The sequence below is a fragment of the Pseudogemmobacter faecipullorum genome, from assembly GCF_020539525.1.
GTDB classification, from domain to species: Bacteria; Pseudomonadota; Alphaproteobacteria; order Rhodobacterales; family Rhodobacteraceae; genus Pseudogemmobacter; species Pseudogemmobacter faecipullorum.
The window spans coordinates 43,861-65,839 of sequence record NZ_JACDXX010000016.1 but is presented as its reverse complement, the minus strand read 5'-3'; the positions used below and the strand labels follow the sequence as shown (position 1 = coordinate 65,839).

At 64.2% G+C, this 21,979-nt stretch carries 21 protein-coding genes; 7 read left to right on the top strand and 14 right to left on the bottom strand.

Annotated features, from left to right (window positions below):
- The first annotated feature begins 108 nt into the window (after positions 1 to 108).
- Entirely contained in the window at positions 109 to 864 is a 756-nt protein-coding gene (locus H0485_RS15830; RefSeq protein ID WP_226936921.1) for a DUF1013 domain-containing protein, read from the top strand.
- A 181-nt stretch (positions 865 to 1,045) separates the two neighbouring features.
- Positions 1,046 to 1,519, top strand: coding sequence for a CAP domain-containing protein (locus H0485_RS15825; protein WP_226936920.1), 474 nt, complete (start codon positions 1,046 to 1,048; stop codon positions 1,517 to 1,519).
- A 45-nt stretch (positions 1,520 to 1,564) separates the two neighbouring features.
- Here H0485_RS15825 and H0485_RS15820 read toward each other — a convergent pair whose 3' ends face one another.
- Positions 1,565 to 1,906 carry a hypothetical protein gene (locus tag H0485_RS15820; RefSeq protein WP_226936919.1) on the bottom strand — a complete coding sequence of 114 codons (342 nt, stop codon included), beginning with the start codon at positions 1,904 to 1,906 and terminating at the stop codon, positions 1,565 to 1,567.
- A gap of 110 nt (positions 1,907 to 2,016) precedes the next feature.
- Between H0485_RS15820 and rnr the strand changes: the two genes are divergently transcribed.
- Positions 2,017 to 4,278 (top strand): ribonuclease R, encoded by a 2,262-nt coding sequence (gene rnr / locus H0485_RS15815; RefSeq protein WP_226936918.1) that lies wholly within the window; start codon positions 2,017 to 2,019, stop codon positions 4,276 to 4,278.
- Positions 4,275 to 5,513: a lytic murein transglycosylase gene (locus tag H0485_RS15810; protein WP_226936917.1), complete on the top strand. Its 1,239-nt coding sequence runs from the start codon at positions 4,275 to 4,277 to the stop codon at positions 5,511 to 5,513. The genes rnr and H0485_RS15810 overlap by 4 nt, the downstream gene beginning before the upstream one ends.
- 34 nt (positions 5,514 to 5,547) lie before the next feature.
- Here H0485_RS15810 and H0485_RS15805 read toward each other — a convergent pair whose 3' ends face one another.
- From H0485_RS15805 to H0485_RS15795, 3 genes are all read right to left on the bottom strand, one after another.
- Positions 5,548 to 6,204 (bottom strand): HAD family hydrolase, encoded by a 657-nt coding sequence (locus tag H0485_RS15805; RefSeq protein ID WP_226936916.1) that lies wholly within the window; start codon positions 6,202 to 6,204, stop codon positions 5,548 to 5,550.
- Positions 6,205 to 6,306: 102 nt separating this feature from the next.
- A complete protein-coding gene (gene rsmD, locus H0485_RS15800) occupies positions 6,307 to 6,876 on the bottom strand; it encodes a 16S rRNA (guanine(966)-N(2))-methyltransferase RsmD (RefSeq protein WP_226936915.1) in 570 nt (189 codons plus the stop codon).
- A 22-nt stretch (positions 6,877 to 6,898) separates the two neighbouring features.
- The gene (locus tag H0485_RS15795) at positions 6,899 to 8,095 is read right to left on the bottom strand and encodes an NAD(P)/FAD-dependent oxidoreductase (RefSeq protein WP_226936914.1); all 1,197 of its coding nucleotides are present in this window, start codon (positions 8,093 to 8,095) and stop codon (positions 6,899 to 6,901) included.
- An 82-nt stretch (positions 8,096 to 8,177) separates the two neighbouring features.
- Here H0485_RS15795 and H0485_RS15790 point away from each other — a divergent pair, with 82 nt between their 5' ends.
- Positions 8,178 to 8,669 (top strand): peroxiredoxin, encoded by a 492-nt coding sequence (locus H0485_RS15790; protein ID WP_226936913.1) that lies wholly within the window; start codon positions 8,178 to 8,180, stop codon positions 8,667 to 8,669.
- A gap of 65 nt (positions 8,670 to 8,734) precedes the next feature.
- Here H0485_RS15790 and H0485_RS15785 read toward each other — a convergent pair whose 3' ends face one another.
- From H0485_RS15785 to H0485_RS15750, 8 genes are all read right to left on the bottom strand, one after another.
- On the bottom strand, positions 8,735 to 9,100 hold the full coding sequence (locus tag H0485_RS15785; protein WP_354002455.1) for a 4a-hydroxytetrahydrobiopterin dehydratase: 366 nt from the start codon (positions 9,098 to 9,100) through the stop codon (positions 8,735 to 8,737).
- Positions 9,101 to 9,111: 11 nt separating this feature from the next.
- Positions 9,112 to 10,272: a GNAT family N-acetyltransferase gene (locus tag H0485_RS15780; RefSeq protein ID WP_226936912.1), complete on the bottom strand. Its 1,161-nt coding sequence runs from the start codon at positions 10,270 to 10,272 to the stop codon at positions 9,112 to 9,114.
- A 67-nt stretch (positions 10,273 to 10,339) separates the two neighbouring features.
- Entirely contained in the window at positions 10,340 to 11,119 is a 780-nt protein-coding gene (locus tag H0485_RS15775) for a glycerophosphodiester phosphodiesterase family protein (RefSeq protein WP_226936911.1), read from the bottom strand.
- Between the two features lie 3 nt (positions 11,120 to 11,122).
- On the bottom strand, positions 11,123 to 11,581 hold the full coding sequence (locus H0485_RS15770) for a RidA family protein (protein ID WP_226936910.1): 459 nt from the start codon (positions 11,579 to 11,581) through the stop codon (positions 11,123 to 11,125).
- Positions 11,582 to 11,746: 165 nt separating this feature from the next.
- Positions 11,747 to 14,107: an aldehyde dehydrogenase family protein gene (locus H0485_RS15765; protein ID WP_226936909.1), complete on the bottom strand. Its 2,361-nt coding sequence runs from the start codon at positions 14,105 to 14,107 to the stop codon at positions 11,747 to 11,749.
- A gap of 16 nt (positions 14,108 to 14,123) precedes the next feature.
- Complete coding sequence (deoC, locus tag H0485_RS15760) at positions 14,124 to 15,098, bottom strand: deoxyribose-phosphate aldolase (RefSeq protein WP_435531514.1); 975 nt, start codon at positions 15,096 to 15,098, stop codon at positions 14,124 to 14,126.
- 117 nt (positions 15,099 to 15,215) lie between these two features.
- Entirely contained in the window at positions 15,216 to 16,532 is a 1,317-nt protein-coding gene (locus H0485_RS15755) for an HlyD family type I secretion periplasmic adaptor subunit (protein ID WP_226936908.1), read from the bottom strand.
- Positions 16,529 to 18,313 (bottom strand): type I secretion system permease/ATPase, encoded by a 1,785-nt coding sequence (locus H0485_RS15750; RefSeq protein WP_435531513.1) that lies wholly within the window; start codon positions 18,311 to 18,313, stop codon positions 16,529 to 16,531. Before H0485_RS15750 ends, H0485_RS15755 begins: the two co-directional genes overlap by 4 nt.
- A gap of 199 nt (positions 18,314 to 18,512) precedes the next feature.
- On the opposite strand from H0485_RS15750, the gene H0485_RS15745 reads away from it, so the two are divergent.
- Positions 18,513 to 19,295: an MlaA family lipoprotein gene (locus H0485_RS15745; protein ID WP_226936907.1), complete on the top strand. Its 783-nt coding sequence runs from the start codon at positions 18,513 to 18,515 to the stop codon at positions 19,293 to 19,295.
- A gap of 1 nt (position 19,296) precedes the next feature.
- Positions 19,297 to 19,908 carry an MlaC/ttg2D family ABC transporter substrate-binding protein gene (locus tag H0485_RS15740; protein WP_226936906.1) on the top strand — a complete coding sequence of 204 codons (612 nt, stop codon included), beginning with the start codon at positions 19,297 to 19,299 and terminating at the stop codon, positions 19,906 to 19,908.
- A gap of 106 nt (positions 19,909 to 20,014) precedes the next feature.
- On the opposite strand, the gene H0485_RS15735 is transcribed toward H0485_RS15740, so the two are convergent.
- Together H0485_RS15735 and H0485_RS15730 are read right to left on the bottom strand one after the other, a co-directional pair.
- Positions 20,015 to 21,367, bottom strand: coding sequence for an ammonium transporter (locus tag H0485_RS15735; RefSeq protein ID WP_226936905.1), 1,353 nt, complete (start codon positions 21,365 to 21,367; stop codon positions 20,015 to 20,017).
- A 31-nt stretch (positions 21,368 to 21,398) separates the two neighbouring features.
- Entirely contained in the window at positions 21,399 to 21,737 is a 339-nt protein-coding gene (locus H0485_RS15730; RefSeq protein WP_226936904.1) for a P-II family nitrogen regulator, read from the bottom strand.
- Positions 21,738 to 21,979 lie beyond the last annotated feature (242 nt).

The following is a 21,979-nucleotide window of genomic DNA, read 5'->3' as shown; positions in this document are numbered from 1 at the left end:
CGGAGAAAGCGAGCTGAGGCTCGCAGCCGTTTTCCCGGCCCGGGAGAGATTTGTAAAGGCCAGCCCGGTCCGGCACCATCCGGGGGGCAGATGCTGAAAGGAAGTCCTATGACCAAACCGATCATGGCCCGCGCGACCGCTGTCTGGCTCGTGGACAATACCACCCTTACTTTTAAGCAGATCGCCGATTTTTGCGGCATGCATGAGCTTGAGGTTCAGGGCATTGCCGATGGCGATGTCGGCGGCGGCGTGAAGGGGTTTGACCCGATCGCAAACAACCAGCTGGACCAGGCCGAGATTGACCGCGCGATCAAAGACCCGCTCTACAAGCTGAAACTTAAGTTCAATGCTTCGGCGGTTGGCGAGGAAAAGCGCCGTGGTCCGCGCTACACCCCGCTCTCCAAGCGCCAGGACCGCCCGAATGCGATCCTGTGGCTGGTCAAGTTCCACCCGGAACTGTCGGATGGCGCGATCGGCAAGCTGGTCGGCACCACCAAGCCGACCATCCAGTCGATCCGCGAGCGCACGCACTGGAACATTCAGGGCATGGTGCCGGTCGATCCGGTTGCGCTTGGCCTGTGCCGCCAGTCCGAGCTTGACGCCGCCGTGCAGCAGGCGGTGCGCAAACGCGCCGCCGATGGCGTGATCATGACCGATGACGAACGCCGCAAGCTGGTCTCGACCGAGCAGAGCCTTGGCATGGAGCCGGTGGCCCGGGTTGAAACCGCGCTGACCGGCCTTGAGGTCTTTGGCGCCGACAACACCCAGGGCGAGGAAGAAGCCGAAGAGAAAGACTTCTCTGATGCAGACAGCTTCTTCAGCCTGCCCGCCGGTGGCAAAAATGACGAAGAAGACGAAAACTGATCTGAACTGACAGCTTTTCGCATCACAATCATGATATAATTTTAACACCCGGCAGCCCCGCTCCCGGGTGTTATCTTTCATCATGCCGCTTCCCCGTCACTGACTGCACCGCCCCTGCCCGCCTGTACACCCGGGCCGGGCCCGCAGTGGCGCCCGATCCGGCCTCAACAAAGGCGACATCATGCATTCGGTAAAGCTTGTAGCCATCTCTGCCGGACTGGCGCTGGCAATGACATCCGCCGCTTTGTCCTGCACCAGGCCCGACGGCGCGATTGCGCAGGAGTTTGCAGGATGGCTGAATGGACTGCGGGCGAAGCACGGGCTGCAGCCGCTGCGCATGGATGCGGCCCTGACCCGGGCGGCAGGTGCTCATGTCTGCGATATGTCCGAAAATGATTTCCTGGGCCATAAAGGTTCAGGGGGATCAACGCTGAAGAGCCGCCTGAAAAAGACCGGCTACAGATTATCTGCCGCGACCGAGAATGTAGCGCGCAGCAGCCGGGCGCCTGCCGCGGCGACGGTTGCCGGTCTTTGGGAAAATTCCGATGGTCATCTGGCAAATCTGCTGAACCCCGCGATCACCGAAATGGGTCTCGCCGTGGCCACCGAAGCCGGAATGACCTGGTATGTTTTCGTCGGCGCGAGGCCTCGCTGATGCCAGCCCCGCCCGTTCCCGCCTGAGAGCCTGAGCCCCTGCCGTTCAGGCAGTAACCGGCCAGCGGGCGGCAGCAAGCACCGGACCTGCGGTTTCCGCCGGCGGGGCGGCCCCCGCTTCCCAGGCATAGAGACGGATGTGGCCAGGAGTTTTGCCATCCTCGGCGGCGAGAATACGCCATTCGATGCTGAAGCCCTCAGGCAGCAGCCCCTCGGCCCAGAAGGCAATCTCTTCGCTTTCCAGCGCCTCGGCCGGATCTTCGGGCCAGCCCGCAGCCTCGCCCCAGAACACCAGGCCCTCGATCTCCGGATCCTGCAGGGCCAGCTGGGCCAGCGGCTGCAGGAACAGCTGTTCCGGGGTCAGATCCTGGGGTTTTCTCGGGGCCATCTGCCAATCTCCATCACCAGGCCCCGCATAAGCGGGTGAAGCCCGCCACTGTCAAGGCGCCGCGATTTTGCCCCGCTTTCCGGCGGCCCTGCAACATGCTAGGGGAAAGCATGAACCAGGTCCCCTCAAAAGAGCAGATCCGTCAGTGGATCTCAGACAATCCCGGGCTGTCGTCCAAACGCGACATCGCCAAGGCCTTTGGTATGAAGGGCGATGCCCGCAATGAGCTGAAGCGCCTGCTGCGCGAAATGGAGAGCGAGGGCGATCTGTCCAAACGCGCGCGCCGCTTTGTACCCAAGGGCGAGCTGCCGCCGATTGCGCTGCTGAAAGTGCTGCCGCCCGATGCCGCCGGGGATCTTTTCGCCGAGGTGATGGAGGAGGGGGTCGATCCCGATGCCGGCCCGATTCTGATCATCGCCAAAAAAGGCGATCCGGCACTGGCCGGGGGCGACCGCATTCTGGCGCGGCTCTCGAAAGTGGATCTCGACGAATATGTCTATGAGGCACGACTGATCCGCCGCATCGGCTCGAACCCGCTGAAGGTGCTGGGCGTGTTCCGCAAAGGCTCGGAAGGCGGGCGGATCGTGCCGATCGACAAGGGCCAGGACAAGGAATGGCGCGTCCGTTCGGATGAGGATATGGGCGCGAAAGATGGCGAGCTGGTCGAGGGTGAGGCCATCGGCAACCGCCGCATCGGCCTGCCCCAGGCAAAGATCGTCGCGCGTCTGGGCGATCCGACCGGGCCGCGCGCGGTCTCGCTGATTGCCATCCATCAGCATGGTATCCCCGATCAGTTCCCCGATAAGGCGATTGCCGAGGCCGATCAGGCCCCGCCCTTCACCATGGCGCATCGCGAGGATCTGCGCGGGCTTGATCTGATGACGATTGACCCCGCCGATGCCCGCGACCGCGATGATGCGGTGCTGGCCATGACCGATGATGAGCCGGGCAATCCCGAGGGTTTCGTGCTCTGGGTGGCCATTGCCGATGTGGCGAATTACGTCACCCCCGGCTCGGCGCTGGACCGTGAGGCGCGGCGGCGCGGCAATTCCACCTATTTCCCCGACCGCGTGGTGCCGATGCTGCCCGATGTTTTGTCGGGCGATCTCTGCTCGCTGCATGAACATGTCGACCGCCCCTGTATGGCAGTCCGGATGCGGGTAAATTCCTCGGGGCAGAAAATCTCGCACCGTTTTACCCGTGGCGTGATGCGCTCAAAGGCCAGCCTCGAATATGGCCAGGTGCAACGCGCGGTTGAGGGTGCGCCGGATGCCGCGACCGAAGCGCTGCTGCCGCAGCTGCAGCTGCTCTATCAATGCTACGGTGCCCTGAAACGCGGCCGCGCCATTCGTCAGCCGCTGGATCTGGATCTGCCCGAGCGTCAGATCGTGCTTTCAGAGGAAGGCAAGGTGCTCTCGGTCGATTTCAAGACCCGCTTCGACGCCCATAAGCTGATCGAAGAATGCATGGTCATGGCCAATGTGGCCGCGGCAGAAGAGCTGCATAGGCTGAAACAGCCGCTGCTCTACCGGGTCCATGAGGAACCCTCGCCCGATAAGCTTGAGGCCCTGCGCGAGGTTGCAATCAGTTCCGGCTTTACCCTGGCCAAGGGCCAGGTGCTGAAAACCGCGCATCTCAATCAGCTGCTGAAACAGGCCGAGGGCTCTGAATTTGATGAGCTGATCAATATCTCGACCCTGCGCTCGATGACCCAGGCCTATTACAACCCGGAAAACTTCGGGCATTTCGGGCTGGCGCTGAAGGATTATGCGCATTTCACCTCGCCGATCCGGCGCTATTCCGATCTGATCGTGCATCGCGCGCTGATCCGGGGCCTTGGCCTTGGCAAAGACGGGCTCTCGGATTTCGACATCGAAAATATCGCCGAGACCGGCAAGCTGATCTCGGATGCCGAGCGCCGCTCGATGGCAGCCGAGCGCGACACGATTGACCGCTATCTCGCGGCCTATCTTTCTGACCGGGTCGGGGCCGAGTTTACCGGCCGCATCTCGGGCGTGCAGCGCTTTGGCCTGTTTGTGAAGCTGGATGAAACCGGGGCCGATGGCCTGGTGCCGATCCGCGAAGTGGGGCGCGAATTCTTCCATTTCGACCCGGACAGCCAGACCCTGATGGGATCGGATACCGGGCTGACCATCGGTATTGGCCAGCGCGTGACCGTGCGTCTGGCCGAGGCCACCGCCGTCACCGGCGGGCTGATCCTTGAGCTGCTGGAGCTGGATGAGCAGAAACTGCCCTCGGGCCGGTTTGCGCGCGGCAAGGCTAAGGGCGGTGGCAAGGCGCCACGGCGCATGGCGGGCAAGGCCAAAGCCGCCGACAGCGCCCGCCGCAAAGTGGTGAGACGCCGCAAGTGAGATCCCTGGCCCTTGCCCTCAGCCTGGCTTTCGTGGTGCCTGCCGCCGCACAGACCCTGGAAAGTGAGACCTTGGCCGAGGGCAGAATGATGGCAGATGAAGCGGGCTTTCAGGCCTGGAGCCAGGATTTTCGTCCCCGCGCGTTGGAAGCGGGGGTGAAAGCCGCCACCTGGGATCGCGAGATGCGCCAGGCCCTGTTCCTGCCCGATGTGGTGCGACGCGACCGCAATCAGAATGAGTTTACCCGCACGATCTGGGATTATCTCGATATCGCCGTCTCGGAAGAGCGCGTGTCTTCGGGACAGAAAGCCCTGAAAAAGCACGCGGATCTTCTGGCGCAGATCGAGGCGCGCTATGGCGTACCGCAAGAGATCGTGCTGGCGGTCTGGGGGCTTGAAACCTCATACGGCAGCTGGCGCGGCGATACCGATACCATCTCGGCCCTGGCCACCCTGACCTATGACGGGCGGCGCGAGGGGTTTTTCGCCGGGCAGCTGATCCAGGCGCTGAAGATCCTTGAGGCGGGCGAGATCGCGCGTGAAAAAATGCGCGGAAGCTGGGCCGGAGCCATGGGCCATACCCAGTTCATGCCCGGATCCTGGGCGGATTATGCCATTGATTTTGATGGCGACGGGCGGCGCAATCTCTGGTCGGATGATCCGGCCGATGCCCTGGCCTCAGCGGCGCATTACCTCGCGCAGCATGGCTGGGTGAAGGGTCAGCCCTGGGGGATGGAGATCCGCCTGCCCGAGGGGTTTGACTATGATCTGACCTCGGAACAGGTGATAAAACCGGCTGAGGCCTGGCGCGCGCTTGGGATCACCCCGATGGCCGGAGGCAGCCTGCCTGAGGGCGACAGGATCTCGATCCTGGTCCCGGCCGGGGCAGGCGGGGCCGCCTTTGCGATCTGGCCGAATTTCCGCGCGATTGAGAGCTATAACCCCGCCGATGCCTATGTGATCGCCATCGGCCATCTCGCCGACCGTATCGCCGGGGGCGCGCCGATCCGGGCCGCCTGGCCGCGCCACTGGCAGGCACTGAGCCTGGAGGAGCGCAAAGAGCTGCAAAGCCGGCTGACCGGGGCCGGCTTCGATTCAGGCGGGGCCGATGGGCGGATCGGGCCGAAGACCGTGGCCGCGGTGAAGGCCTGGCAGAAAGCACGCGGCCTGAGAGCCGATGGCTATGCCAGCCCGGATGTTCTGGCGGCGCTGCAGGCCGGGGGCGAAGCCCCCTGACCCCTCCCGGGTATATATATCCCGGCGCAAAACCTCAGAGGCCCAGAAGCCCTGGCAGATCCTCCATCCGGGAAAACAGCGGCACGCCAAGCGCGGCAACCGCCCGGGCCGTCGGCGTGTCCGGGCCATGTTCCGCATAGCCAAAGCAGCGCATCCCGGCGGCAAGCGCCGCTTTTGCCCCGGCTGCGCTGTCCTCGATCACCACACAATGCTCCGGCGCAGCCCCGCAGGCCGCGGCGCAGGCGAGATAAAGATCCGGCGCGGGTTTGGGTTTGCCGATGGCCTGGCCCGACAGGACCGCCCGGAAACGCGGCAACAGCCCCCGCGCGCCAAGGGTGATATCCATCTTTTCCAGCGAGCCGTTCGAGCCGACCGCATAGGGAATGCCCGCCTGGTCAAGACGGTCAAACACCCCCTCAACCCCCGCGATCAGCGGCACGCCCTGGCGCAGCATGTCATAGAGTTTAACGTAGAAATTCTCCGCCCAGTCAGCGGGCAGATTGCCGCCGCGCGCGCGGACCTTATCGCCCACGCCCTCGACCGTGCCGCCAATATAATCGCGCTCAAATTCTTCCAGCGTCAGCGGGAAGCCATGCGCGGCCAGATCCTCGATAAACAGCTGAAAACTGGCGATCTCACTGTCGACGATCACACCGTCACAGTCAAACAGCACAGCATGGAGAGGCGTCATCACAAAGTCCTTCCGGTCAGTCGCGCCCCTGCTAGCCCTTTGAACCCCAAAGGACCAGCGGCTGCACAGGAGGGAAGCGGAAGTGTGTGTCAGCGGTAACGATCAGGCCCGGCTTTCCAGGCGCAGCAGCGTGATCCAGCTCTCGCCATAGCGGCGCTGATCGAGAAGCTCAAAGCCTCCGGGGGGCAGGGGGGCATTGCCCTCCTCCCAGACCACCAGCGCCTCCGGCGCCAGCCAGCCGCCCTCCACCGCCGAGGCAAGCGCCGCCTCGCCCAGGGATTTTCCATAGGGTGGGTCGAGGAAGATCAGATTAAAACCAGGCCCGCGATTGGGGCCAAGCTTCGTCGCATCGCGCCGCCAGACATCAGTGACGCCCATGGCCTGCATCTTTTCGATGTTCTTGCGCAAAATCGCGCGGGAGATGGCGCCGTCATCGACGAAAGCCGCCCGTGAAGCGCCGCGCGACAGCGCCTCCAGCCCGAGCGCGCCGGTGCCGGCAAACAGATCGAGCACCCGTGCGCCCTGCACCGGATTGCCATATCCGCCGTTCAGCAGCAGGTTAAAAATCGTCTCGCGCACCCGGTCTGAGGTCGGGCGCAGATGCGCCGCCTGATCGCCCGCGCCCACATCCGCCAGTTGCAGCCCGCGCCTTGCGCCCCCGATAATCCGCATATGCTTTCCCTTGCTGCCGCGCCTAGCGCAGCAGCTCCTTCAGATCAGTGGCGGTTTCAACCGCCTGTTTCGACGGCGATTTCCCGGCATCAATCAGCCGCTTGCCGACCATATAGGCCCGGGCATCGCCCATCGCATCCACCGCGAGCAGCTGATCGCCCTGGTAATACCAGAACGAGGGCGTGCCCTCGCCGGGGCGCGTTACCACAGCATCATAGCCCGTGTTCAGCCCGGTGATCTGCAGTTTCAGATCGTACTGATCCGACCAGAACCAGGGCTTTGCCTGATAGGCCTTGCCCGCGCCCAGCATATTTTCGGCCAGGCATTCGGCCTGATCAATGGCATTGCCGACCGATTCCAGCCGGATCCGCCCGCCTTTCCAGGGGAAAGAGGCGCAGTCACCCGCCGCCCAGACCGAAGGATCCGAGGTCTGGCCCAGCTCATTGGTGGCAATGCCATTCTCGATCACCAGGCCCGCTTGTTCCGCCAGCTCCGCCCCCGGGGTGATGCCAACGCCGGTGATCACGAAATCAGCGGCAATCTCGCGCCCGTCGCTGAGGCGGACACCGCGCGCCCGGCTCTCGCCCAGAATGCGCTCAATGCCGATATTTTCCAGAATGGTGACGCCCTGGCGCTGATGCAGATCGCGGATGAAATCCGAGGTCTGAGCCGCCGCCACGCGCTGCAGGATGCGCGGTGCTGCCTCGACCAGGGTCACCTCCAGCCCCAGCCGGCGCGCGACCGCTGCCGCTTCCAGTCCGATATAGCCGCCCCCGATCACCACCACCCGACGGCCCGGGCTGAATTCGGCCCGCATCTGATCGACATCAGCGAGGCTGCGCACGGTATAGACACCCGCCAGATCGCCGCCGATCGCGGCGGGCAGGCGGCGCGGGGCCGAGCCGGTGGTCAGCGCCAGCTGATCGTAAGAAATCACCTCATCCCCGAGGCTGATCTGCTTTGCGATCCGGTCGATCGCCGTGACCTTTGCCCCGAGGCGCAGCTCAATATTCTGCATCTGCCAGAAATCTGGGGCGCGCAGCCAGAGCCGGGCCTCCTCCATCTCGCCCAGCAGATAGGCCTTGGACAGCGGCGGACGCTGATAGGGCGGCGCGACCTCCTCACCGATCATGAGGATCTCGCCCTCATGCCCGGATGCGCGGAGTTTCGCCGCCAGAGCCGCCCCGGCCTGACCGGCCCCTATGATCACCACCCGCATCGAGAACTCCCTCTGGAAAAGCATCCTCGCGCGACCCTATAACTTGCCGGGCAACAGGCGCAACGCGCGAGGAGACCGGAATATGTCGGAAATCAGTGTCGGATCAAAACTGCCGGAAGCCCGGCTGCTGAAACTGGGCGCTGAAGGCCCGGAAGCGGTGGAAATGAGCGCGGTCACCAAAGGCCGCAAAGTGGTGATCTTTGCCCTGCCGGGTGCCTATACCGGCACCTGCACCACCGCCCATGTGCCGAGCTTCATGCGCACGGCTGAGGCGTTCAAAGCCAAAGGCGTCGAGGATATTTTCTGCGTTTCGGTCAATGACCCCTTCGTCATGGGGGCTTGGGCCAAAGCCACCGGCGCCGATAAAGCCGGTCTGACTTTCCTCGGCGATGCCGATGGCAGCTTCACCAAAGCCATGGGGCTGAGCTTCGACGCCGCCGCCGCAGGCCTGTTTGGCCGCTCGAAGCGCTATGCGCTGCTGGCCGAGGATGGGGTGGTAAAAGTACTGCAGATCGAAGACTCGCCCGGGGTCTGCTCGGTTTCGGGCGGCGAAGCTCTGCTCGAAGCGATCTGAGACCAGGCCGGGGGGGGCAGGCTCTGCCCCCCGCATTCCCGGCAGGGGTTTTCCGGCGCCGGAAATCAGCTCTTCTGCGCGCGCTCTTCACACAGGCAGAGCAGCGGCGCGCCATGATCGGTGATCACCTCGGCCCCGGGCGCGAAACGGTCGATCTTTTCGGCAAGATCGAGATCCAGCGCCGTCAGCCCCTTTGCCGAATGCGTGGTCAGGCTCAGATCGACGATATTATAGCGATTTGACCATTCCGGATGGTGATCGGCCTTTTCCGCCGCCAGCGCCACCCGGCTCATGAAAGCCCAGGCCTGAGAAAAGCTCTTAAATTTCCATATTTTGCGGATCGCATCCTGGCCCTCGACCGCCTGCCAGCCGCTTTCGGCGAGGCCAGGCAGCCGCGACTGCCGCGCCGCTTTCGTCAGAAGATCAGCCATATTCTGCCCTTTCACTGCTGTTCGCCCTGGCCGCTGCGACGGAACGGGCCATATCTGGTCAGGATCTCAATCTCGTCATCCACCGCCCGCAGCTCGGCCTGCAGAAAATCACAGACCGCCTGCCGAAAGCCCGGGTCATGGATCCAGTGCAGCGAAAAAGTCGGCACCGGCAGATAGCCCCGCGCGAGTTTATGCTCTCCCTGCGCCCCGGCCTCGACCCGGGAAAGACCCCGGGCAATGGCATAGTCGATGGCCTGATAATAGCAGAGTTCGAAATGCAGGAACGGGTAATCCCCGGTCGCCCCCCAGTATCGGCCGAAAAGCGTATCGGCGCCGATGAAATTCAGCGCCCCCGCCACCGGGGTCTCGCCGTCAAACGCCAGCACGAGCAGGATGTCATCGCCCATGGTCTGACCGAAAGCATCAAAGGCCTCGCGCGTCAGATAGGGACGGCCCCATTTGCGCGATCCCGTATCCTGGTAGAACGCCCAGAAGGCCTGCCAGTGTTCGGGCCGGATCTGATCGCCGCTCAGGCTTTCAATCCGCAGCCCCAGGGCCCGGGCGCCTTCGCGTTCCTTGCGGATCATCTTGCGCTTGCGTGACGAGAGTTCGGCAAGAAAATCGTCAAAGCAGCCATAGCCGCGGTTCAGCCAGTGAAACTGCTGGCCCTGGCGCAACAGCAGCCCGTCATGGCCCTGCAGGCTCTGCGCCTCGGCGGCGGTGCAGAAGGTGATATGCAGCGAAGACAGCCGGTTTGACCGCGCGAGGCTGATCGCCGCCGAAGCCAGCGCCATGCGGTATTCGGGCGCCCCGAGAAAACGCGGACCGGTCACCGGGGTAAAGGGCACTGCGACCTGAAGCTTGGGGTAATAGCTGCCCCCGGCCCGGGCATAGGCCTCGGCCCAGCCATGATCGAAAACATATTCGCCCTGGCTATGGCTCTTGGCCCAGAGCGGCAAGGCCGCTACCAGCCTGCCCCTGTCATGCAAGAGCAGCGGATGCGCGCCCCAGCCGCTGCGCTGGCCGACCGAGCCCGAGCTTTCCAGCGCCATGAGAAAGCGATGCGTGGTAAAAGGGTCGACCGGCCGGCCGGCTGCGCCTGAGGGGGACAAAGCATCCCAGGCGTCAGCAGGGATCTGGCTGAAGCTTTCAGCAAGACTGAGCTCCGTCATGGATCACCCCCGAAACAGCGCAGGCTGCAGATATCAATCCGCCGCGCCGCGCCACAGAACATCTGGATCAGCCCGGGGCGGGCAGCGCCGCCGGATAGGATTCAAAGGTGACATTATCGGCGACAGCGCGCGCGCGCGCCTCCCCGGCTGCCGAGCGGATGGTCCAGCACAGGATTGCCGCGCCCCCGGCCTTCAGCTCCGCCACACGCGGGCGGGCCAGATCACTGGCTTCATGGCTGATGAAAGACGAGAAGGTCGGCGCGTAATCCGGGATCTCGCGCAGGCGGTCACAGGTTTCCGGATCAAGCGGCGCCCATTCGCCCGGATCATAGGCCGAAGTGGTGAGGCCGCGCGGCAGGTCAGGGCAAAGCCGCGCCATATGCGCGACCGAATGCGGGTTGAACGACATCAGCGCCACATCGCCCCGATAGCCTTTCAGCGCGCGGGCGCAGGCGGCCTCGAGCCGGCCATCGGTCTCAGACATGGTCAGGGTCTGATCCTTGATCTCAATCAGCAAGGGCACCTGGCCCGCCACGATCTTCAGCACCTGTGTCAGGGTCAGGATCGGATCGCTGCTGTCTTTCAGCAGGATCTGGCCCAGCTCTGCAGCGCTGCGGTCTTTGACCCAGCCCTTCTCACCGGTCAGCCGGTCCAGCTCCTCATCATGGAAGACCATGGCCTCGCCATCGGCGGAAAGCTGGATATCGATCTCAATCGCATAGCCCGCGGCAATCGCCTTGCGGATCGCCGTGGGTGAGTTTTCGATCACCCCCGCCGCCCGGTCATGCAAAGCGCGATGCGCGACCGGCAAGGCCAGAAATGCGGGCGGCAGGGGGACAGAGGTCATAGCTCAGGCAATCTCAAAGATCGCGTCGATCTCAACCGCCACGCCCAGCGGCAGCGAATTGGCCGAGACCGCCGCGCGGGCATGACGGCCCTTATCGCCCAGCACCTCAACCATGAAGTCCGAGGCGCCGTTGATAACTTTGGGCTGATCGGTGAAATCCGGGGTCGAATTGACGAAGCCGGTCAGTTTGACGAGGCGGACGATCTTTTCCAGATCGCCCCCGCAGGCAGCTTTGACCTGCGACAGCAGCGAGATGGCGCAGCGACGCGCAGCGGCAGCCCCGGCCTCGACCGGGACATCGGCGCCAAGTTTGCCCTTGATCGGGCCGTTCTCATCGGCGCTGATCTGGCCCGAGATATGCACCAGATTGCCGGTCACGACATAGCCGACATAATTGGCCACCGGGGCCGGAGCTGCGGGCAAAGTGACGCCAAGGGCGCTGAGGCGGGCTTCGATGGTCATGGTCTTCCTCACAGATTTCGGATCAGGCTCTGACAGCCCGGGTGAGGCGGAGCCTAGCGAGGCCCCGTGACGGGGGCAAGACGGGCGCAATGCTCCAGGCGGGGCCGGGCACCAGGCGGGGTGGGCAGCGGGCAGATCGGGCGCCCTGTGGTGCCCGCGGCGCGCTCAGGCCCCATAGGGCAGCCAGATGGTCTTCAGTTGCGTGGCCCTGGCCAGAAACTCCCGGCCCTGCCCCGCGCCGGTCGCCCAGCTGCGGGCCCCGCCCGGCTCGGACCAGACCGGCTTCAGATTGCCGGCCGAAGCCTCTTCCACCGCCCTGGCCCCGGCGCTGCTGCCAAAATACCAGAGCGCATCAAGATCCTCATGCGCGGCCAGTGTCCGGGCCAGCTCATCGCGCGGGCCTGAGACGATATTCACCACCCCGCCCGGCAGATCCGAGGTTTCCAGCACCTGGATCAGTTCCAGCGCCAGCTGTGGCTGGCTCTGCGAGGGGATCAGCACCACCCGGTTGCCCATGGCAATGGCGGGCAGCAGCAGCGAAACCGGACCCAGCAGCGGGAAGGCCTCCGGGCAGACCAGACCCATGGTACCACAGGCTTCGGCTATGGTCAGGGTCAGATGCGCGGCTTTGCAGGCCTGGACCCTGCCGTCATATTTATCGGCCTGGGCGGCATACCAGAAAATCCGCCGGATCGCGGTGGCCAGCTCGGCCCCGGCCGCCGCAGGCTTCTGGCCCAGACTTTGCAGCCTGGCGCCGAATTCCGCCGCCCGGGCCGAGAGGTTTTCCCCGAGATAATACAGCACCTGGGCGCGGTTATGGGCGCTGGTGGCCGTCCAGCCCTTTGCCGCCCGCGCTGCCTCAACCGCATTGCGGATGTCTTTGCGGCCCCCCAAAGGCGCAAGGCCAGGCGCGATTTTACCGCCGCCGGTGCGGTAGGAATAGCCGCTGTCGGGCCGGACCTGTTTGCCGCCGATATAAAGTTTCAGCGTCCGGTCTATCCCCGGCCCGGCCATGGCCTCGCCCGGGCGGGTTACAGGGGGCGGCAGGTCAGCCTCAGCGCGCGAGGCCCGCGCCGGCGGCAGGCGCAGATATTCCGCCATGCCATCGCGCCCGCCCTCACGGCCAAAGCCGCTTTCGCGGATCCCGCCGAAGGGCGCTGCGGCATCGAGCAGATTGGCGGCATTGATCCAGACCACCCCCGCCTTCAGCCGCGCCGCAATATCCATAGCGAGGGTGACATTCTCCGACCAGACCGAGGCGGCAAGGCCATAGCGGCTGTTATTGGCCAGAGCGATGGCATCTTCGGGCGTGCGGAAAGCGGTCAGCGTGACCACCGGACCAAATACCTCCTCGCGCGCCAGGGTCGAGGCAGGCTCAACGCCCAGCGCAAGGGTTGGCGGGTAGAAGCATCCCGGGGGAGCCGCGCCCTGAAATAGCTCTGCCCCCTCCGCCACGCCCAGCGCCACCAGATCTGCGATCCTCGCGCGCTGCTTCGGGTCGATGATCGCGCCAATATCGGTGTTCTTATCCAGCGGATTGCCGGTAATCAGCCGCGCCATGCGCCGTTTCAAGAGGCTGGTGAACCGCCCGGCCACGGCTTCGGCGACCAGGATCCGCGATCCGGCACAACAGACCTGGCCCTGGTTCTGCCAGATGCTCTCCACCACCCCCTCAACCGCCGCATCCAGATCGGCATCGGCAAAGACGAGGAAGGGGGATTTCCCGCCCAGCTCCAGGCTCAGCCCCTTGCCCGTGCCTGCGCTGTCGCGCCGGATCTGGCGCCCGACCCCGGTCGAGCCGGTAAAGGCCAGTCTGCTCACCCCGGGATGCGCCACCAGCGCCGCCCCGGTCACCCCATCGCCGGTAACGATATTGACCACCCCCTTCGGCAGCCCGGCCTCGCGCGCGATTTCGGCAAAGGCCAGCGCGGTGAGCGGCGTATATTCAGCCGGTTTCAGCACCAGGGTATTTCCCGCCGCCAGAGCCGGCGCGACCTTCCAGGCCAGCATCAGCAGCGGGAAGTTCCAGGGGATGATCTGACCGCAGACCCCATAGGGCAGATGTCCCGGAAACTCATCCTCCAGGATCTCTGCCTGTCCGGCATGATGGCAGAAATGCCGGATCACCAGCGGCAGATCAATATCGCGCGCCTCACGCACCGGCTTGCCGCTGTCGAGCACCTCGAGCACCGCAAGCAGGCGGGCATGCTGCTGCAGATGCCGCGTCAGGGCATAGAGGTGTTTGGCCCGCTCATGGCCCGACAGAGCTGCCCATTTCGGCTGCGCGCTCTGCGCCGCCCTGACGGCCGCATCCACATCTGCCGCGCTGCCCTGGCTCACCTGTGCCAGCTCCGCTCCGGTGGCGGGGTTTAGCACAGCGAAGGTCTCTCGCGGAGGGGTGAACCTGCCATTGATGAAATGGCCGAACCGCGCCTCACTGGCCTGCAGCCAGGCGAGCGCCGGGCCTGGATCCTCGAGTGACGGCCCGTAATCCATGCTCTCAAGCGCCGCGATGACTTTGTTCATGGTTTTCCCCTGGGGCTCAGGCCAAAGCCAGTTTTTCGGCCGAAGCATAGGCCCCGGTCACATGATGCATCAGCTGACGCTCGATATCGCCCAGCATGGATGAGGCCCCGAGCCGGAACAAACCAGGATCAAGCCAGGCCAGACCCAGTTCCTCGCGCAGAAGAAACTGCCAGTTCAGCGCGTCTTTTGCCGATTTCATCCCGCCCGCCGGTTTAAAGCCGATCCGGTGCCCGGTCAGATCATGGTAATCGCGCAGGGCCCGGACCATGGTCAGCCCGACCGGCAAAGTCGCATTCACCGCCTCTTTCCCGGTCGAGGTCTTGATGAAATCGGCCCCCGCCTGCATCGCCACCATTGAGGCGGCATAGACATTGCCGAGCGTCTGCAGATCACCCGTGGCGAGAATGGCTTTCAGCTGCGCCGCGCCGCAGGCCGCGCGCATCGCCGCCACCTCGTCATAGAGCGCCTGCCAGTTGCCGGTCAGCACATGTTCGCGGGTGATGACGATATCTATCTCCTCCGCCCCCTCGCCCACCGCATAGCGGATCTCCTCGAGCCGCAGCGGCAAAGGCATCAGACCGGCGGGAAAGCCGGTGGCGACCGAGGCGACCGGAATACCGCTGCCCTGCAATGCCGCCACGGCATGGCGCACCATGGTCGGGTAGACGCAGACCGCCCCCACCCTGATCTGCGCCTCCTCAAGGCCCAGCGCGGTCACGATCACCGGATCAAGTGGCTGACGCGCCCTGGCGCAGAGCCGTTTCACCCTGGCGCCGGTATCATCGCCGGCAAGCGTCGTCAGATCGATACAGCGCAGAGCATTGAGCAGCCAGGCGGCCTGATGCTCTTTTTTGACCGAGCGGCCCGAGGTCAGCCGGGCGGCGCGGCGTTCGGCCGCCGGGCGGTTGATGGCCCTGCCGGTAAACCAGGCCTCTTCCAGCGCCATGCCAGGATTGCGCGGCTCATTGGCACCGAGGGGTCTGCGGCTCATGGGGGCGGCTCCGGTTCTCTCGGCTGCGGCCAGACAAAGGCAGCAGCTGCAACCGCGATCTTAGGGCCGGGGCAGACCGAATCTCAACCATGGATGCCGGGGCTTGCGGGCCGGAGGTCAGGTCTCGCGCATGGCGCGGTTGAAGTAATCGGTAAAGGGCTTCAGCAGCCAGGCCAGCGGCGTGCGGCTTTCGGTGCGGATAAAGGCCTCAACCGGCATGCCCGGCATCAGCACCAGCCCCTCGAGCCGGTCAATCTCGCCCGGCTCGAGCACGATCTCGGCGCGGTAGAAGCTGACCTGCGCATTCTGATCATTGAAAGCATCCGCCGAGACCAGGCTGACCCTGCCCTTGAGCTGCGGCGTCGAGCGGGCGGAGAAGGCCGAAAACACCAGCTCGGTCTCCTGACCAACCCAGACCTGATCGACATCAATCGGGGAAATCCGGGCCGCGATCACCAGTGGCCGGTCCTGGGGCACGATATAGAGCACCGGATCAGCTGCACGCAGCACCGCCCGGGGCGTGGTCACCGTCAGCCCCAGCACGATGCCCGAAACCGGGGCACGGATATCGAGCCGGTCGATGCGCTCGCGCAGGCTGCTGCGTCGTTCGGCCAGCTCCAGCTCCAGCGGCGCGCTTTCGCGCAGCCGGTCGGTGGCTTCCTCGCGCTGCACCACATCAATATTGCCGATCGCCAGCTCAATTTCGGTGATCCGCTCCTCGGCCTGGGCCCGGCTCGAGATCAGATCACCGGCCTGGCCCATCAGCCGCGCTTCCTCGCGCTGCAAAGCCAGAACCGAGCCGACCTGGGTTAACCCCCGGTCCAGCAGGCTTTGCTGGCTGGTCAGCTCCTGGCGGATCAGGCTCAGCTGCACCTCAACCGCCTCTTGCTGCGCGTCAAAGCCGCTGATCCGGGCGCGGATCTGGCCGACCTGACGCTGCAGCTGCGCCTTTTCCTGATCTGCCGCCTCGGTACGGGCGATAAACAGGCTGGTCTGGCCCTCGATCTGCTCAGCCACTTCGGCGCGCAGTGCCGCCTCCTGCAGCAAAGCCTCCGGGAAGACCGGCGCGGCGAGCCGGTCGCGTTCCGCCACCAGCCGCGCCCGCTGGGCAATCGCCTCGCTCAGCCGCCCCTCGACAATCGCCAGCTCGGTCTTCAGCAGCCCGCCATCGAGGCGGATCAGCACATCCCCGGCCGCAACCCGGCCGCCCTCGATCACCTCGATAGCGGCCACCACGCCGCCATCGGGATGCTGCACCACCTGGCGGTTCTGCTCGACCTCGATCTGACCCGGGGCCACCACCGCGCCCGAGAGGGTGCTGACCGAGCCCCAGAGGCCAAAGCCCAGCACCAGCACCGCCAGCGCGCCAAAGCCCAGCGCCAGCGGTTGCCGCATCGACCATGGTTTCGGCCCGGGGTCATGGGAACGGCTCATGCAACGCCCCCCTCCCGCGCGGCCTGTTCAGGCGGGCTGACAGGCTCAGAGGCCACCGCAACCGGCCCCGGGCGCAGGATATCACCGGCATTTCTGACCGCCTCGCGCAGCACCTGATCGCGGGGGCCAAAATGCTGGACCATGCCGTCTTTCATCACCAGCAGCAGCTCGCATTCCTGGATGGCCGCCGGACGATGCGCCATGATGAACACCGAACAGCCCGCCGCTTTGGCCAGCCGTATCGCCTGGTTCAGCGCCTGCGAACCGTCATTGTCGAGATTGGAATTCGGCTCATCCAGCACGAGGATCACCGGATTGCCATAAAAGGCCCGCGCCAGGCCAATGCGCTGGATCTGCCCGCCCGAAAGTTGTCCGCCCATGGTCGCGACCTGGGTGTCATAGCCCCTGGGCAGCCGCAGGATCAGATCATGCACCGCCGCCTGCTGCGCCGCCTTCACCACCCCGGCCGGATCCGCCGCCGCATCCAGCCGGGCGATATTCTCGGCAATCGTACCATCGAACAAAGTCACCCGCTGCGGCAGATAGCCGATATAGCTGCCCAGCAGATCCGGATCATACTGATCGAGCGTCGCCCCATCGAGCCTGATCTGGCCCACAGCCGGGGGCCAGACGCCACAGATCGCCCGCGCCAGCGAGCTTTTGCCCGAGCCCGAGGCCCCGATCACCCCCACCGCATGGCCTGGCTCTACCCGGAAGCTGACGCCGCGCAGCACCGGACGGTTGTCTCCGGGCGGCATCACACTCATGCCGCTGGCCTCAATCCGCGCGGCGGGGCGGGGCAGCCGGGTGCGCTCTGCTTCGGCCGGAGCATCGCTCAGCAGCTTCACCAGCCGCTCGCGCGCGGCGCGGCTGCGCGACAGCATGGCCCACTGGCTGATCGTACCCTCGATCGGCTGCAGCCCCCGGCCCAGCAAAATCGACCCGGCGATCATCGCCCCCGCCGAGAGCTGATTGCGCAGCACCAGCCAGGCGCCAAGGCCCAGAATCGCCGATTGCAGGAACAGCCGCAGGGTTTTCGAAGTGACCTGAAACGCCCCGGCCGCATCATTCAGCGCCATCGTCCTCGACTGGGCCTCACGACGGAGCCGGTACCAGCGGGCAAAAGCATTGCCGCTCATCCCGAGCGAGCGCACCAGTTCCGATTCCGATTTCAAATTCTCGGCCTGACGGTCGGCGGCAAAGCCGGCCATGGTTGCGGCCTGGGTGATCTCTTCGGTGCTGCGCTGATTGGCCCAGGCCATGAACAAAAGCAGCACCGCCGCAGCCACCGCGAACCAGCCCATCAGCGGATGAAAGATGAACAAAGCGCCGATAAACACCGGCGTCCAGGGCAGATCGAGCAGGCTTTGCAGCAATGGAGAACCCCAGAACCGCGCCAGGGTTTCCAGATCCGCCTGGGCGCTGCGCGCCTCGCGATCTGCCGGAAACAAAGTCAGCCGGCGAAAAGAGGCCGAGAGCACGCGCGGATCGAGTTTTTCCTGTAGACGCGCCCCGATCCTGGCCAGAATACGGGCGCGGGCATGATCCAACACCCCCATGATCAGAAACAAAAAGCAGACCAGCACCGATAAAGCGATCAGCGTTGGCTCGGAACGGGAGAGCAGCACCCGGTCATAGATCTGCAGCATATACAGCGGCGAGGTGAGCATCAGCAGATTCGCAAAGACCGAAAACAGGATGGCCGCGAACAGCGCCTTGCGCGACAGGGCCCGGACCTCGGCGAGCTCACCTCGCCCGGATTGCAGCTGATCTTTGCTCAAAATCCTGCTCCGAAATTGTGTTTGCAATGCCGAAAGGATAGATTCTGCTGGCCAAAGGCTGCCAATATGACCATGCCACAGAGAATGCGTGTTGTCTTGCGCTTTGCCAGCCCTTAATGCCTTCAGGCATTGGTCGCATCGCTTTGTGGCGCCAGTGCCGGTATCCTCCCTTTTTCTCTGACCCAGCTGAGGCCTTTCTTTGCAGTTCCGTATTCTGTTCAGCCCCCTGGCCGTCAGCCTGCTGCTGGTCCTGCCCGCAGCCTGTGCCCGTGCCCCTTCGGCGGATGGCATCCAGGATCCGATCGAGCCGGTGAACCGTGCCATGCATGGCGTGAACAAAGGCCTGGATACCGTGCTCGTGCGCCCGGCCTCCAAGGTTTATGGCACCGTTCTGCCCGAGCCTTTGCGGCAGGGCGTGTCCAATGTCGCCGATACGCTCGATCTGCCTGGCGTGGTGCTGAACCAGATCCTGCAGGCCCGGATTGAGGATGCCACCAATAACACGCTGCGCTTTGCGGTGAATGCCACTGCCGGGATCGGCGGATTGTTCGATGTGGCCAGCGTGCTGCAGCTGCCCAAGACCGATGCTGATTTCGGCGAGACGCTCGCGGTCTGGGGTGTCGGCGAAGGCCCCTATATCGAACTGCCGGTGTTTGGCCCCTCTAATCTGCGCGACACCATTGGCATTGCCGCAGATATGGCGATGAACCCGCTAAACAATGTGTTTGAGGGCGATGATGCCACTGCGGTGCTGGGGCTTGAGGCGGCTTCCCGCCTGAACAGCCGCTACCGCTATTCCGATACCGTGGATTCGCTCCTATATGAGAGCGCTGACAGCTATAGCCAGCTGCGCCTGCTCTATCAGCAGAACCGGCGTCACCAGATCGCGAAAGCGAAAGGGGGCACAGGGGATGCAGCTGCGGATGGGGATTTCATCGATCCCTATCAGGATTCCGGTTTTATCGATCCCTACGAGGACTGACATGTCTGTAACACTCGTTCCCGGCCTTTCGCGCCGCCGTTTCCTCGGAACAGGCCTTGTCGCCGCCGCCGCTTTCGGCGCGGCCCCCGCTTTCGCCCTTACCGATGGCCAGGCGCGGGCACTGATTGACAGTGCGGTGGCCGATATCAACAAGATCATCAGCTCGGGCCAGTCGGAAAAGCAGATGTATGGCAGCTTTGAGAAGCTGTTTGTCCGCTATGCCGATGTGCCGCAGATTGCCCAGTCGACGCTGGGCACCGCGGCCCGCCAGGCCAGCAAGGCCCAGCTCGCCGCCTATACCCAGGCTTTCCAGGGCTATATCAGCCGCAAATATGGCCGCCGCTTCCGCGAATTTATCGGCGGCCGGATCGAAGTGACCGGCGCCCGCCCGATCAAGAGCTATTTCGAGGTGATCTCGGTCGCGCATCTGAAGGGCGAGGCGCCTTTCGATCTGCGCTGGCATGTCTCGAGCCGCAGCGGCCGTGACCTGTTCTTCAATATCATCATCGAGGGGGTGAATATGCTCGCCTCTGAGCGCAGCGAGATCGGCGCGATGCTCGACAGGCGCAAAGGCAATATCGATGCGCTGATCCAGGATCTGCAGAACAGCTGACCGCTTCGGCCCTTGTGGCAAAGCAGGATGGTGAAAAGGCCCGCAGGTTTCCCGGCGGGCCTTTTGCTTTCGGCCAGGTCAGGCCCCCGAAAGGGCCTGACACAGCTCAGTTATGATAGGCGCGCTCGCCATGCGAGGTGAGGTCAAGCCCTTCGCGCTCGGCCTCTTCGCTGACGCGCAACCCGCCGGTCAGAGCGCCAACCACTTTGAACAGGATGAACGAGACGATGGCGCAGTAGAGAATGGTGATGCCAACGGCCGCGATCTGGTAGAAGACCTGCTCGCCCATGCCGCGTTCGCCGGGGAAGCCCTGGCCGCCCAGCGCCGGCGCCGCGAAGATGCCTGCGCCGACCGCGCCAATGATGCCGCCGATGCCATGGATACCGAAGACATCGAGGCTGTCATCATAACCGAACCGGTTCTTCACCACCGCCACGAAATAATAGCAGCCAGCCGAAGCAATCGCGCCAAGGAAGATCGCCCCCACCGGGCCAACCGCCCCGGCCGCCGGGGTAACGGCAACCAGACCTGCGATCATGCCCGAGGCCCCGCCCAGCATCGAGGCTTTGCCACGGGTGATCGCTTCCACCGCCACCCAGCCGAGGATACCACCGGCCGTGGCGGTGAAGGTATTGATCATCGCAAGACCGGCAGTGCCATTCGCGCCCAGCGCCGAACCGGCATTAAAGCCGAACCAGCCGACAAACAGGATGCCCGCGCCGACCAGGGTCAGGGTCAGCGAATGCGGCGCCATATTATCCTTGCCATAGCCGACGCGCCTGCCGACGCAGATCGCCCCGACCAGAGCCGCCACACCGGCATTGATATGCACAACCGTACCACCGGCAAAGTCAAAGACCTCCCAGCCGAAGAACAGGCCATTCGCATCCCAGGCCATATGCGCAACCGGGAAATAAACGATGGTCACCCAGAGGAAGATGAACAGCAGCACCGCCCTGAATTTGATCCGCTCGGCAAAGCCGCCGATGATCAGCGCCGAGGTGATGGCGGCGAAAGTGGCCTGGAAGCTGATGAAGACATATTCCGGAATGCTGCCCGAAAGCGTGTCCGGGCCGATACCGGCAAGCAAGAGCTTGTCAAACCCGCCGAAATAGGGGCCCTCGCCGCCGCCGAAGGCAAAGGAATAGCCGTAAAGCACATAGATCACCAGGCACATGGCGGTGATCGTGGTGGTCTGCATCAGCACCGACAGCATGTTTTTGCTGCGCACCAGACCGCCATAGAACAGCGCCACACCCGGAATGATCATGAACAGCACCAGCGCGGTCGAGATCAGCATCCATGCGGTATCGCCGCTATCGGGGGCCGGAACCTCCTCCACGACCCCGGCGGCGGTTTCTGCAACCGTTTCCGCAGCCTCCTGGGCCCAGGCGGGCAGGCTGGCCAGAAGCGGTGCGGCAAGCGCCGTCAGACCGGAAAGTTTTGAGAAATTGCTCATAATTTTCTTTTCCCCTTCACTGGGTCTTTGCTCAGATCGCATCATCGCCGGTTTCGCCGGTGCGAACCCGCAGCGCCTGCGCGACGTCGAGGACGAAAATCTTGCCGTCACCGATCTTATCGGTCCGGGCGGTGCGGGCGATCGTGTCGACCACCTGCTCGGCCAGAGCGTCGGGCACGACGATCTCAAGGCGCAGCTTCGGAACGAAATTCACCGCATATTCGGCACCACGGTAAATTTCGGTATGGCCCGACTGCAGGCCAAAGCCCTTAATCTCTGTCACCATCATTCCGCGGACGCCGATCAGGGTCAGCGCCTCGCGCACCTCGTCGAGCTTGAATGGTTTCAGTGCCGCAATGATCAGTTTCACCTCTTTCCCCTCTGTCTTTCAGGTCGGCCCGGGACTGGCCTTGTGGAAATCAGGCGGGATTTCGCTGCTGCAGCACAAGAAAGCGGCGGCTCTGACTGTCGCCAAACCGCTGACCTGTCCAAAAAAAATGCGGTGATCGGTGGCTTTGCCCGTTTTTCAGGCGGCCCGGAGATTCGAATCGCTGCGCCCTGCCCTTCGCAACCCGACAAAAGCAGGTTAGTCTCGCCGCAATCGCGCAAAGA

What these genes read in the sequence shown, in the direction of transcription:
- H0485_RS15765 (WP_226936909.1), bottom strand. Translation starts at nt 14,107, where the DNA reads ATGAACAAAGTCATCGCGGCGCTTGAGAGCATGGATTACGGGCCGTCA.
- rnr (WP_226936918.1), top strand. Translation starts at nt 2,017, where the DNA reads ATGAACCAGGTCCCCTCAAAAGAGCAGATCCGTCAGTGGATCTCAGAC.
- H0485_RS15795 (WP_226936914.1), bottom strand. Translation starts at nt 8,095, where the DNA reads ATGCGGGTGGTGATCATAGGGGCCGGTCAGGCCGGGGCGGCTCTGGCG.
- deoC (WP_435531514.1), bottom strand. Translation starts at nt 15,098, where the DNA reads ATGAGCCGCAGACCCCTCGGTGCCAATGAGCCGCGCAATCCTGGCATG.
- rsmD (WP_226936915.1), bottom strand. Translation starts at nt 6,876, where the DNA reads ATGCGGATTATCGGGGGCGCAAGGCGCGGGCTGCAACTGGCGGATGTG.
- H0485_RS15820 (WP_226936919.1), bottom strand. Translation starts at nt 1,906, where the DNA reads ATGGCCCCGAGAAAACCCCAGGATCTGACCCCGGAACAGCTGTTCCTG.
- H0485_RS15775 (WP_226936911.1), bottom strand. Translation starts at nt 11,119, where the DNA reads ATGACCTCTGTCCCCCTGCCGCCCGCATTTCTGGCCTTGCCGGTCGCG.
- H0485_RS15740 (WP_226936906.1), top strand. Translation starts at nt 19,297, where the DNA reads ATGTCTGTAACACTCGTTCCCGGCCTTTCGCGCCGCCGTTTCCTCGGA.
- H0485_RS15770 (WP_226936910.1), bottom strand. Translation starts at nt 11,581, where the DNA reads ATGACCATCGAAGCCCGCCTCAGCGCCCTTGGCGTCACTTTGCCCGCA.
- H0485_RS15755 (WP_226936908.1), bottom strand. Translation starts at nt 16,532, where the DNA reads ATGAGCCGTTCCCATGACCCCGGGCCGAAACCATGGTCGATGCGGCAA.
- H0485_RS15780 (WP_226936912.1), bottom strand. Translation starts at nt 10,272, where the DNA reads ATGACGGAGCTCAGTCTTGCTGAAAGCTTCAGCCAGATCCCTGCTGAC.
- H0485_RS15830 (WP_226936921.1), top strand. Translation starts at nt 109, where the DNA reads ATGACCAAACCGATCATGGCCCGCGCGACCGCTGTCTGGCTCGTGGAC.
- H0485_RS15825 (WP_226936920.1), top strand. Translation starts at nt 1,046, where the DNA reads ATGCATTCGGTAAAGCTTGTAGCCATCTCTGCCGGACTGGCGCTGGCA.
- H0485_RS15790 (WP_226936913.1), top strand. Translation starts at nt 8,178, where the DNA reads ATGTCGGAAATCAGTGTCGGATCAAAACTGCCGGAAGCCCGGCTGCTG.
- H0485_RS15735 (WP_226936905.1), bottom strand. Translation starts at nt 21,367, where the DNA reads ATGAGCAATTTCTCAAAACTTTCCGGTCTGACGGCGCTTGCCGCACCG.
- H0485_RS15785 (WP_354002455.1), bottom strand. Translation starts at nt 9,100, where the DNA reads ATGGCTGATCTTCTGACGAAAGCGGCGCGGCAGTCGCGGCTGCCTGGC.
- H0485_RS15805 (WP_226936916.1), bottom strand. Translation starts at nt 6,204, where the DNA reads ATGACGCCTCTCCATGCTGTGCTGTTTGACTGTGACGGTGTGATCGTC.